This is a genomic window from Lysinibacillus fusiformis (assembly GCF_002845985.1).
Classification (GTDB): domain Bacteria; phylum Bacillota; class Bacilli; order Bacillales_A; family Planococcaceae; genus Lysinibacillus; species Lysinibacillus fusiformis_D.
In genome coordinates, this window is the sequence record NZ_PDFK01000003.1 from 583,883 (window position 1) to 596,368 (window position 12,486).

The following is a 12,486-nucleotide window of genomic DNA, read 5'->3' on the forward strand; positions in this document are numbered from 1 at the left end:
TTTATCTAGATTCCTTCTATGCCCTATAAGAGCAGTGTAAATTTCATGATTGGATAGGTGAATCATAGAAGAGGTGTATAGGTAAAAAAAGAGCAGTTATAATATCCATAGAATACTATAACTACTCCATATAAAAACATTCCACATCAATATAAAAAATATCTTTTATGACCTTAGACTCTCGCTGTAAAATGGGCAGCATGGCTAAAATATTGTTTATAGGAAACGTACACCCCTCTTGCCTTGTAAAGTAAAAGATTCACCTGTTATGTTGATGATTTTTACACACCTTTTTGTAATGGCACCTGATTTCTCTATCTACATCATATGGACGATTTGGTGACGCTACCGATTCTTTCCTGTTGAACGCCCCTTTACAGCTCTGCATATGCCTTTTACACATTTACAATACTTTATATAAAAAGAACAAATATCTACTTTTCTTTACACGTACATACATTCTTAATTAGAGGTGGTAATTTTAGCTAATTTTTAAAAAGATACGTTCCGTAGCTGGTCTCTAGGCATCTGTGTAAGCCTATATGCTGTTGAAACATAATCTATGATGATGAATATCCCACTTTCATGAGAAAGGATGTAAGTATTAGCTCAAATATCGACTATACCTCTCCCTCTACAGAATTCACTTTTGATGTTAATAAAAGTACGCTTTTTAAAAAGGATTCACAAAATTACATTAATATTCTTAGTGTGGAACAATTAAATACAGTAGAAAATACATCTTTACTCGATATTTTTTTGAGTAAAGAAAATATCGTTGAGCCACACTACCATCAAAATGCCGCTGAGCTCGTCTATTGTATCGCTGGGGCAGCGACGGTTTCCATCTTGAATCCCTTTACAAAGAAAATACAAAACTATCCCATTAGACCTGGGCAAGTTGCCAATATACCGCAAGGCTGGTGGCATTATGAAATAGCAACAGCAGATAATACTCATTTACTTGCGATTTTTGATGCACCAACGCCAGAGGTCATTTTAGGTTCCGATATCTTGAAATTTACACCAGCAAATATTATGGCGCATACGTATTGTTTAGATGAAGAACAATGGAAGAAAACAATTGCACCGATTGTTCCATCCACTTATATCGGACCACCAAAAGGCTGTCATCGTGTCCAGTCAGCAACCGATCAAACTCCGTCAAAACAAACAATGCCGCAGCACTACATGAAGCCATGTCCATACCCTTATCCATATCGCTACCCTAATCCTCACATGTCTCCTTATGGCACCTATTATTAAAAGCTCGTTAGTAAACTTTTATTGTAAAAGATGAATAGAATGTCATTTCCTGTCCATCCTAATCTTAGATAAACTAAGAGTTAGGAAGTGCCATAATGATAAAGGACAATCTAGCATCGTTACAATTTAAGGAAATTTTCAAGCTTTGGTCACAGCTTGGTGTCAATCAAAGCTATATTGCTTCAAGCCATGCCTTTTTTAAGCATACACGTGATAAACATTTAAAAATCATGATCTTGGAGTTTATTCAATGTTTAAAAGAGGAAAATAAGCAGTTGACATTATTATTAAAGGAAAATGGCATGTTGGCACCCACTACAGCAATCGAGTACAGTAAGATGAAACTAACGGATCTTCGTGGAAAATCGGCTATTAATGATGGCGAAATTAGTGCTATTTTATCCATGAATATTGCCTCATCTTTAATTGCTGTAAGCCAAGCACTGGATTTGTCAGTAAAAAAGCTCCACTTAACTAAATATGGTGAACTTCATATGCGTTATGCACTATTAGGGGCAAAATTGATTGACCTCAGTAAGCGTAAAGGTTGGATAGTAGCACCTCAAAGCTAAAAAGAAGCATCCGTTTTATCTAACGGAAGCTTCTTTTTTGACCTACTATCGATTTCTCACGAACAGTAGCTTATACCATTGGTTCACTAGGAATGGTAATACCGATAAGCTATAAATAAAGCCTAGCTGAGCTGTCGTTAATGGAGCTACCTCAAAAACTGTTGTGAGCATTGGCATAAACAAGACAATGTGTAAGCTAAATACACCGATGATAAAGGCAAGCCAAGTATATTTATTCGAAAATACGCCAATAGCAAAGATTGATTGTTTGGATCTGGAGTTAAAGCCATGCACTAATCTTGATAGGCATAATGTGGTAAAGGCCATTGTGCTGGCTGTTAACGTATCACCTGTCGATAAACCGATTTGAAACGCAATAATGGTGGAAATGGCGATTAATATACCTTCAAGCACTACTTGTGTTGTAAAGGCTTTATTTAATAAAGGAGTATGGATATTTCTAGGCTTGTCCTTCATTGTTTTCTTATTATTTGGCTCTAAACCGATTGCGATTGCTGGTAGACTATCTGTCAATAGGTTAATGAATAATAGATGCACAGGTGCAAAAGGAACAGGTAAGCCTAAAACAGTGGCATATAACACGACAAAAATAGCACCCGCATTTCCTGATAATAAAAACAGAATCGCATTTTTAATATTCGTATAGATGCTACGACCATTGGCAATTGCCTTGACAATCGTCGAAAAATTATCATCAGTTAAAATCATGGACGAGGCATCTTTCGCAACCTCTGTGCCTGTCACGCCCATTGCTACACCAATATCGGCTTGTTTCAGGGCTGGCCCATCATTGACACCATCCCCTGTCATGGCGACAACATGCCCTTTATCCTGCCAGGCTTTGACAATTCGAATTTTTTGTGCTGGTGTAACACGAGCATACACAGAATAATCATGTATTTTTTCTTGTAGCTCTTGATCGGTTAAACCTTCGAGTGCATGTCCTTCTATAGCTTCTGCTGGATTTTGTAAAATACCAATTTGTTGAGCGATAGCTGTTGCTGTAATTTTATGGTCCCCTGTAATCATGACGGGCTTAATACCTGCTTTTATACAGCTTTCCACAGCCTCTTTCGACTCTTTTCTTGGAGGGTCCATCATCGCTACTAAGCCAACAAAGATTAAATCTCGTTCAGCTCTTGTATCGACTTTTTGTAGAGGCAATACCTCCTTATAAGCAATAGCTAACACCCTTAAACCATTCATAGAAAAATCACGATTCACTGCTTCAATTTTCTGGCGATGCTGCGCAGTCATCTCAAAAATACCAGTTGTTGTTTTGATTCGTGTCACTTTTGGTAAAAGTACATCTAAAGCCCCTTTAGTAATCATGATAGGTTGCTTGTCCATCTGATTAACAGTACTCATGAGCTTTCTCGCTGAATCAAATGGAATTTCAGCCAGTCGAGGATATTGCTCGCGAACTGTCAATTCATCTAAACCATATTGTTTCCCTAATTTCACGAGGGCGATTTCTGTAGGGTCACCAATTTCTTTTTGCTCACGCTCGACAGCGTCACTACATAGAAGCGCTTTTACCATCAGCTCTTTTTCCACTGGGTTCGTTGGATTCAGCCAATCGTGTGGAATCTTTTTCTGGTCGACGAAAACTTCCTGTACGACCATTTTATTTTCGGTTAAGGTACCCGTTTTATCAGAGCAAATAACCGATACACTTCCTAAGCTTTCAACAGCATAAAGCTTGCGGATGATCGCATTTTCCTTCGCCATTTTCTGGGTGCCAAAAGCTAATACAATGGTCACAATGGAGCTCAATGCCTCTGGGATCGCTGCAACAGCAAGGGATACAGCAAACATAAAGGATTCCACTAAGGCCCTTCCTCGAATAAGGTCAATCGTAAAAATAGCTAAACAAATTAGGGTAATGCCTAGTGCTAATTTTTCACCGAATTGATCAAGACTAATTTGTAATGGTGTTTTCTTCTCCTTGGCCGTATCGAGTAAATTCGCAATTTTTCCGATTTCGGTCTGCATTCCGATCGCAGTAACCATCACGATGCCACGTCCATTAGTCACAAAGCTTCCTGAATACACCATATTTTTCTTATCCGCAATCGTTACATTATTTTTCCGAATAGGGTCCGTACTTTTTGCTACAGCAATCGATTCGCCTGTGAGCGAGCTTTCATTGATGTGTAAATTATGGCTTTCCAGTAGCCTGCCATCCGCATTGATGTAGTCGCCTGCCTCCAACATCAGAAGATCGCCTACCACAATTTCTTCAGAAGAAATCTCCACTAGTTGATGATTACGCATGACTTTGGCAATCGGAGAGGTCAATGCTTTCAGATTATCTAGTGACTGCTCTGCCTTCACATGCTGCACCGTGCCTAAAATAGCATTTAAAATGACCACGATCATAATCACAATGGTGCTTCCCACTTCTCCTAGTAGAAAGGAAACGAAGGCCGCAACGAGTAAAATAATGACCAATAAATCTTTAAATTGACCCATGAAAACAGCCCATGTACTTGTTCTTTTCCCTTCCTCTAATACATTATAGCCATAGATTTGTTGTCTTTTTTTGACGTCATCATCGGTCAAGCCTTGTGTGGTGACGTTCAATATTTTCATGACTTCAGCAGATGATTGTTGATGATATTCAGTCATTGGGTTCTCCTTCCATTTACAAGATTTGAAGGTTTCCTTTAAAAAGTAGTATTTACACTTAAATCTCAAACTCCTCAAGTCTGTAAATTCATTAACTACAACAATCTATTCCATAGAGAATTGGAGTATGCTAAGAAACCATAGAGAATTTAATTTTTGAAACGATTCGAAAATAGATTCAAAAAAAGGTATTGGGATGGCTTTCCCAATACCTTACAGGCAGTTGTTCTATTACGAGTTATGATGTGCTGATGAATAATCTACGTGCTGCTCCTGACCAAGAGGTGCTCTTTTGATAGAGAAGATGGCACAAGCTAATGCACAGAGAACTAGAATCGTACCAAAGCTTGCTAAGTGCATAACGGACCCTGTCCAAGCAAACATGGCGCCTCCTACTGCTGATCCGATGGAGATCCCGATTTGCAGGGCAGCTGTATTTAAGCTTTGCTGAATATCAGATGATTGAGGATCTGCCTGAATTAAATAATTTTGTAATGGTGGTGTCAAAGCCCAGCTCAACGCCCCCCATAAAACCGTAAATACTAAAAACAGTGGCAGGGCAATAACTGTATAAGGAATAGTAAATAACACAATGGCAAAGGCAGAGACGATTAAAATAATAGCCTTGCTTGTGCCAATTTTATCACTCACCCAGCCTCCTATAGCGTTCCCGCTAACAGAGGCAATACCGAAAATTAAGTAGCAAATACTAATCCATGAGGCACTCAGATCAAATGCTTCTACTAAAAATGGTGTTAAATAAGCGTAGAGCATGTAATGACCCGCTAACATAAACAGCGTAGTTAACTGTGCAGTTAGGATTTTCAAATTCGCCAATGATTTGATTTGTGCCTTCAGTGGCACTACTTCTCCGATTGGCATTTTTTCAAGCAATAAGGCAATTAAAACCATTGAAATCGTTGACAGGATACTAATACCTAAAAATACAGCACGCCAGCCAAACGCTTCTGTAATAAAAATACCCATTGGCACACCGATTACAAGCGCGGAACTTACGCCCATAAAAACAAGCCCTAATGCTTTGGCACGGTGGCGAGGCTCTACGATTTTAGTAGTAATCGTTAATGATAATACGATGACTAACGCTGTACTCATCGCTGTGAAAATACGAGCAATTAGCACAATGATGAACGTTGTACTAAAGAAGGTCATTAGATTCCCTAACGTGAAAATAAATAAAGAAATAAGGAATAAGCGCTTCCGTTCCACCTTGGCTGTCAAGGATAGTAGGACTGGCGCAGAAATCGCATAAACCAGTGCAAAAATTGTGATTAATTGTCCTGCTGTTGCTAATGATACATGTAAATCCTCTGCAATATTTGGCAGGATTCCACCAACAATTAATTCAACTAAGCCTACTGCGAAGGTTGTCACTGCAAGAATATAAACTCTCCAATTCATCGTAATCTCCCTTTCATTACACTTCCATTTTTGTAGGAGATTTTTTTTAAACATAATAAAAAAATCCTGACTACAAAAATGAAGCAAAGTTTTGTAGTCAGGATTTTATGGTTCCTGGTAGAGACCCTCAATCCATATTATTGAGGTTATACAGATCAAATATTTACTTTAGCTATAGTAGCACATCAAAATTTCATTGACAATAGATTTTTTTCATAGAATGAACGCCATCATAAAACCGTGGAATCGAGAGAAAATTTTGAATTTCTGCTTATATTTCGACGAATTTGACCATACATATTAACATACAATAACTATTTTAAGAGGTGATTGTTTGCGCATAGTAGGATTTGTTTGCTATTTTTTAATACTATTTTATGGCGTAGAATTAGTAGTAGAAGAGTTCACGATTGAAGAACCAGCAATCCATTCTCCAGCAAAAAGTAGGCCGTCGCCCATTAAAGAAACTGTTGAAAATTCAAGAATTTGTGTCTATTATCCCACGTATAAAAGCTGTACAGATTTACCCCAAAATTAAAAAGAGGCTACTCAAGGGAGTGACCTCTTTTTCATCATTTTGAACCAATATGAAAATGGCTAAATGGATATAGTATTAATTTTGATTCACCGTAAACTGCATCCTCGGAAATTAAACCATAATGGCGACTATCACTACTTTTTAGGCGATTGTCACCAAGCACAAAAAACATTCCCTTTGGCACTTCTTGTTCATTCACTAATTGTTCCAACGTAAAGTTTTCCGTAATGCGTAATTGATTAGGATCCTCTGTTTGGCGATTGACATAATCTTCTTTGTACGCTTTGCCATTGACATACAATACATCATCTTTCATTTCGACTTTATCTCCTGGAAGACCAATTACACGTTTAATATATAACTCATCCTCTACAGGTGATTGGAAAACAATTTGATCGAAACGTTCGATTTTACTTGTTTTACTTACAATAATAATATCCTTATCATGATACGTCGGATACATCGATGCTCCCTGCACTTTGATCGGCGCAAATAAAAATTGCTTACAGCCAAAAACGACAACTGCTGTAATGACAATAATTTTAATGTAGGATAGTATTTCTTTTTTAAAATTAGATGTTTTTTCCTCTTGCATGCTCATTCCCCGATACTGTTTTTTTATATAGTATAACATTTTCTCTATACTATTGACGAATGAATCACATAAATAGTTTCCAATTTATCGACTAAGCTTTCGTATAATTGCGTCCAGATTTTTTCATGCTGACGAGTAAAAATGAACCTGTGATACCTGCTGAAATAACATAAAAAATAGACAAGGCTACAAGGTAGCATTGTCTAAAAATGAACGTTTTAGTTGTTTGGTCATTATGAATGGTTAGATAGTGTAGTAGAGTGACGCTGCTCGTTTAATAAATCTGCTGCTAATACGATACCTACTGGTAATGCAAATGCTAATAAAATTGTGCCTATAATCATCACAATCACTCCTTTAACCATTTCTAATGTCAGTATACACTTAATTTTCTGATATCTCAAGAAATATTGAAAAATGATTGATGAAGCCATAAAAAAATCATTCAACTAGGCATGCGCCCTACCTGAATGATTTTTTATCTCTTACATAAACAATTTTAAACACAATACTTGTAGGCCTCTTATCGCTGATTGGACTGGATTTTTTCGCACTTTACGTTTAGGTACATAGCTTTGCATGCAATGATTCAGTGCTGTATACCTAAGCACCTGGGTCCTCCCATTCATTCATCTCCCTCCCTTCATGGCCCAAAGTTATAGCTAACTTACTTACTTTTTTGTAAATGATTTTTTAAATCCGTTTGTATTTCTTCAAGCTCTACCTCATTCGGAATGTAGTACCAAATATGGTTAATCCTTTGACCATCCCCCTCGTCAAATGACAACTGTTCAATATCTGCATCCATCTTTTTATAAAGACCTTGCAGCTGAATAAGATCTTTGACAGAAAAGTTCATACGCACATTATCACCTAGAACATTCAGCATATCTGTTGCTTTTAATAACGTAGATGGTGTAGAAGCTTTTTTCATTACAGCTTCAATAATTTGGCGCTGACGAATTTGGCGACCAAAATCACCGCGCGGATCTTCGTAACGAATACGTGAAAAAATCAGTGCCTCATTACCGTCTAACGTAATTTCTCCCTCTGGGAAATGATATTCATCAAAAGTTAAATCCATATCATTATTGATGGTTACGCCCCCAAGCGTGTCAATAATTTGTAGAAAACCCTCCATATTAATAAACACATAATAATCAATAGGTATATTTAGAAAATTTTCCACTGTATCTACAGCCATCGGAACGCCACCAAAGGCATAGGCATGATTAATTTTATCAACGGTATCATGACCAATAATTTCTGTACGTGTATCACGGGGAATACTAAGCATTTTCATTGTCTGTTTTTCAGGATTCACAGTAATCACAATCATAGTATCGGAACGGCCGCTATCATCTTTTCGTTCATCGACCCCAAGCATGAGAACCGAGAATGGTTCTTTTTTGATCACTGTTTTTTCTTCGAGTTGTGCAGCATCCGTTGTTTGAATAAGTGGTGTATTTATTTTATTCATAGTTTTTTGGATGGTAAAGTAAGCAGCACCTATAAAAATTAAAAATATTGCTAGTAGGCTACCGACTATCCACAGCCATAATTTTTTCTTGCTCTTTTTCTCTTTTGAGCGTTTCATATTTTTTTCCATACATTAGTCCTTTCTTGCTTAACAATTTTGCCCCTCTTTTTGACGTATTAAGTTGGAAAAAAGTTTATCTAGTCTACTTATATGCATAATGGACGAAAAAAAGACGTACACTAGTATTTACTAAATTAACAGCATACTATTCCCTCATTTGTAAATTCCCTTCCTATTAGAGCCACCTATTAGGCTGACGTCCACTTTATTTATTGAAAATTCATTATTATTAATATATAATTTTAAGATACACTGTATCTATAATAGAAACAATTAATATAACTTATTTTAGGAGGAATGACCCTATGTTTCAAAATAGAAGAGAGAAACTAGTTTCCTATATGCAGCAACAGCAAATTGATGTGGCGATCCTTGTACCTGGGTCGAATATGTCTTATTTTACAGGTCTCCAGTTAAAGCAAAGTGAGCGCTTAACGTTAGTGGCTATCACGGCTAACGATCAATTATATTTTCTAGTACCACAAGTAGAACTAACAAAAGTTGATACGGAGTGTGCGAATGCTATCGTATCTTATTCAGATGAAGAGGGACCGACACAGGCCATCTGGCAATTAAAAAAAGAGCTGGGAGCGTCGCAAACACTTGGTGTGGAATTTGACACGATGCACGTAAAGGAACAAAAAGCAATCGAACACCTTACATATAACAATTTATGTGACATCGGTGAATCCATTCGTGAACTCCGTATGAAAAAAGAGCATCATGAAATAGCCTTGATGCGACAGGCTGTACAAATTGCAGAAGAAAGTCTTGAAGCAACATTGCCAACGATACGAGCTGGTGTTTCAGAAATGGAAGTCGCTGCACAATTAGAATATGAAATGAGACGACGTGGTTCAGAGGGAACACCTTTTGGAACCATTGTGGCATCAGGTTACCGAGGAGCGCTTCCCCACGGCAGAGCAAGCATGAAAAAAATAGAGACAGGCGAATTGATCGTCATAGACTTTGGGGCCATTTATAAGGGCTATGTGGCAGATATGACTAGAACGGTAGCTTTAGGGGAGATTTCTCCAACTTTAAAAACGATTTACAGCATTGTTAAACAAGCCAATGAAACGGCAATAGAAGCGATCAAACCAGGCATGACAGCACATGACATTGATGCTATAGCAAGAGGCATTATTCACGCCGCAGGCTATGGTGACAATTTCACACACCGACTTGGCCATGGTATTGGTTTAAGTGCACATGAGGAACCTTATATCATGCAGCATAATCAGCTAGTATTAAAACCTGGTATGGCATTTACAGTGGAGCCAGGTATCTACGTTCAGGATGTCGGCGGTGTTCGTATCGAGGATAATTTAATTGTTACAGAAAATGGTTATAAGAATTTAATGACCTATTCGAAAGAATTAATCATTTTATAAGGCTGGTGCGCACAATGTTAAATATGATGAAAATACAAAAAGATATGCCGCTACTAGAGCACTATATTTATTTAAACACGGCTGCTGCTTCTGCCATGCCCCAGCCAGTAGTGGATGTAATGACTAGCTATCTTCAAAAACAAGCGAGTATTGGTCCCTACTTACCCTCTTTTCGTCAAGAAATATATGCACAGGTAGAGCGTATACGAGAGAAAAGCGCATTATTTATCGGCGCCAAAAAAGAAGAAATTGCCTTTGTGCCAAACGGTTCAATGGCTATTAATTATATAGCAGGGGGCTTGCAATGGGAACAAGGTGATGAGGTCATTGTGCTCGATACAGAAATGTTAAGTAACTATGTGCCTTGGCTTGCCCTTCAGCAACAAGGTGTTCAGTTAAAAGTTTTGAAAACTAATGCGGAGTATCTAGTAGATTTACAAGAGCTGGAGCAACTCATCACGCCACACACAAGATTGATTGCCTTTGCCCATATGTCCAATGCTGCTGGTGCACTCCAGCCCGCCAAGGAAATTTGTCAGCTGGCACAGCAACACCATGTATTAACATTGATTAATGCCAATCAAACTGTTGGTTTAACACCGATACATGTTGCAGAGCTTGGCTGTGACTTTTTAGTTGCCTGTGGCCGAAAATGGTTGCGCGGCCCTGAGGGTTCAGGTATTTTATATGTGCGCCAAGCGCTTATCCCAGCACTCACACCTATTATGATTGGCTGGGGTAGTACCCAGTGGGATTATCAAAACGATGAGTATTCTTTTTTAGTAACAGCGAAACGTTTTGAGCCAGGCTGTCCAATCATCCCAAGTATTTTGGGATTGGGAGCAGCGATTGACTATGCCAACGCTATTGGTATTCACTCTATTTATGAAAGAGTACAACAATTAACGAACTATTTAGTGGAACAGCTCTCAACCATCCCAGGTATTGTGTTATATGGTCCGCAAAATAGTGCACATCGATTATCCATTACGCCGTTTAATATAGAAGGGATTTCTCCAGATGAGCTAACGAATGAATTAGCAGAACGTGGGGTCATTATTGAGGCTGGCACATTTATGGCCAATGCCATTATGGAACGTAATCAGATTAGTCAAATGGCTCGTTTTTCCCCACATTATTTTAATACGTTTGAAGAAATAGACACGGCTGTATCGTTCATGAAGGAAATCAGAGCAAAGGCCCAAGATAGATATTAACTATCTTGAGCCTTGTTTCAAGCTTATTCATGATACAGCTTAAAGCTATACTGATCGAAATAACGTTGAATATTCATCGCTCCATATTGAAGAACATTCACCATTTCAGGTAACTTTTCCTCTGTTGGTTTACGATAAATAGGTCCTGCAATCGTTAAAGAAGCAATTACTTCTTTTTTGCTGTTAAAAAGAGGTACACCAAGCCCAAAAACAGAATGAGCATATTCCCCCGTCGAGAAGCACCAGCCTTGTTGTTGAATTTTTTCTAAATCGGCTATCATTTCTGCGGGGTCAGTAATCGTTTCTGGGGTTAATCTTTTCATACCATGCTCCATAATCTCCTTCTTCCGATCCTCAGGTAGATAGGCCATGATGACTTTACAAGAAGCCCCAATATGTAGTGGTGTTCGTGTGCCCATTGACACCGAAAACTTAATTGTTTGAGAGCCTTCAGCTATTTCCACGGTGACGCCATCTTTGCCATCTAGCCAAGTTAGAAATACCGACTCTTTAATGGTTTCTGCAAGATTTTTCATAATTGGCAAAACAAAATCAGAAAGATTTAATTTATCTTTCACCATCTGACCATACTCTAAAAAACGAAGCCCTAATTCATATTTTTTTGTCTCAGGATTTTGAATCAGAAATCCATGACTCTCGAATGTAACTAAAATTCGATAAATAATAGAATGACTAATATTCATCTCCTTTGCTAATTCACGCACACCCCATGTAGGATTTTCTTTATTAAAATATTTTAAAACCTCTAATGAGTTATCTAATGTTTTTAATGTCATTTCACACCTCGATTGTCTCTATAATAGAACCGCATCTTGATTATAAAATGAAGCTGGACAATTTTCAATAAATTCAACTATTTTACAATTAGATTTTAAACAAAATATTGAGTTCGGGGGCCCTATCTGTTTAGAGTGATTCTATTCGAGCAAAAGGTGCGCTCTATCCACTAGTTTTCCCGTTTTATCCTTCACTTTGAGTATTCTATCCGTTCAAAGCCATTCTATCGGGTAAAAGGTGCGCTCTATCCACTAGTTTTCCTGTTCTATCCTTCACATATTGAGTTCTATCCTTCACTTTGAGTATTCTATCCGTTCAAAGCCATTCTATCGGGTAAAAGGTGCGCTCTATCCACTAGTTTTCCTGTTCTATCCTTCACATATTGAGTTCTATCCTTCACTTTGAGTATTCTATCCGTTCAAAGCCATTCTA

11 protein-coding genes and 1 riboswitch are annotated in these 12,486 nt (G+C 37.9%); of the genes, 5 read left to right on the plus strand and 6 right to left on the minus strand.

Annotated elements, in window-relative coordinates; translation table 11 throughout:
• The first annotated feature begins 585 nt into the window (after nt 1–585).
• Together CRI88_RS13535 and CRI88_RS13540 are read left to right on the plus strand one after the other, a co-directional pair.
• Nucleotides 586–1,266 (plus strand): cupin domain-containing protein, encoded by a 681-nt coding sequence (locus CRI88_RS13535; protein WP_036129120.1) that lies wholly within the window; start codon nt 586–588, stop codon nt 1,264–1,266.
• A gap of 95 nt (nt 1,267–1,361) precedes the next feature.
• A complete protein-coding gene (locus CRI88_RS13540) occupies nt 1,362–1,838 on the plus strand; it encodes a DUF3231 family protein (RefSeq protein WP_058844181.1) in 477 nt (158 codons plus the stop codon).
• Between the two features lie 45 nt (nt 1,839–1,883).
• On the opposite strand, the gene CRI88_RS13545 is transcribed toward CRI88_RS13540, so the two are convergent.
• Nucleotides 1,884–4,490 (minus strand): cation-translocating P-type ATPase, encoded by a 2,607-nt coding sequence (locus CRI88_RS13545; RefSeq protein WP_058844180.1) that lies wholly within the window; start codon nt 4,488–4,490, stop codon nt 1,884–1,886.
• 231 nt (nt 4,491–4,721) lie between these two features.
• A complete protein-coding gene (locus CRI88_RS13550) occupies nt 4,722–5,912 on the minus strand; it encodes an MFS transporter (protein WP_036129111.1) in 1,191 nt (396 codons plus the stop codon).
• A gap of 74 nt (nt 5,913–5,986) precedes the next feature.
• Nucleotides 5,987–6,086: riboswitch (purine riboswitch) on the minus strand.
• 160 nt (nt 6,087–6,246) lie between these two features.
• Here CRI88_RS13550 and CRI88_RS13555 point away from each other — a divergent pair.
• Nucleotides 6,247–6,450, plus strand: a complete 204-nt coding sequence (locus CRI88_RS13555; RefSeq protein ID WP_036129108.1) for a hypothetical protein — start codon at nt 6,247–6,249, stop codon at nt 6,448–6,450.
• 34 nt (nt 6,451–6,484) lie between these two features.
• Here CRI88_RS13555 and lepB read toward each other — a convergent pair whose 3' ends face one another.
• The 3 genes from lepB to CRI88_RS13570 form a co-directional block, all read right to left on the minus strand.
• A complete protein-coding gene (lepB, locus tag CRI88_RS13560; protein WP_036129105.1) occupies nt 6,485–7,045 on the minus strand; it encodes a signal peptidase I in 561 nt (186 codons plus the stop codon).
• 233 nt (nt 7,046–7,278) lie between these two features.
• On the minus strand, nt 7,279–7,389 hold the full coding sequence (locus CRI88_RS13565; RefSeq protein WP_036129103.1) for a hypothetical protein: 111 nt from the start codon (nt 7,387–7,389) through the stop codon (nt 7,279–7,281).
• Nucleotides 7,390–7,712: 323 nt separating this feature from the next.
• Nucleotides 7,713–8,654: an LCP family glycopolymer transferase gene (locus CRI88_RS13570; RefSeq protein WP_058844179.1), complete on the minus strand. Its 942-nt coding sequence runs from the start codon at nt 8,652–8,654 to the stop codon at nt 7,713–7,715.
• A gap of 296 nt (nt 8,655–8,950) precedes the next feature.
• Between CRI88_RS13570 and CRI88_RS13575 the strand changes: the two genes are divergently transcribed.
• Nucleotides 8,951–10,039, plus strand: a complete 1,089-nt coding sequence (locus CRI88_RS13575; protein ID WP_089932629.1) for a M24 family metallopeptidase — start codon at nt 8,951–8,953, stop codon at nt 10,037–10,039.
• 14 nt (nt 10,040–10,053) lie between these two features.
• A complete protein-coding gene (locus CRI88_RS13580) occupies nt 10,054–11,256 on the plus strand; it encodes an aminotransferase class V-fold PLP-dependent enzyme (protein WP_058844177.1) in 1,203 nt (400 codons plus the stop codon).
• Between the two features lie 23 nt (nt 11,257–11,279).
• Here the strand turns inward: CRI88_RS13580 and CRI88_RS13585 are convergent, their stop codons facing one another.
• Nucleotides 11,280–12,053: an IclR family transcriptional regulator gene (locus CRI88_RS13585; RefSeq protein WP_058844176.1), complete on the minus strand. Its 774-nt coding sequence runs from the start codon at nt 12,051–12,053 to the stop codon at nt 11,280–11,282.
• Nucleotides 12,054–12,486: the final 433 nt, after the last annotated feature.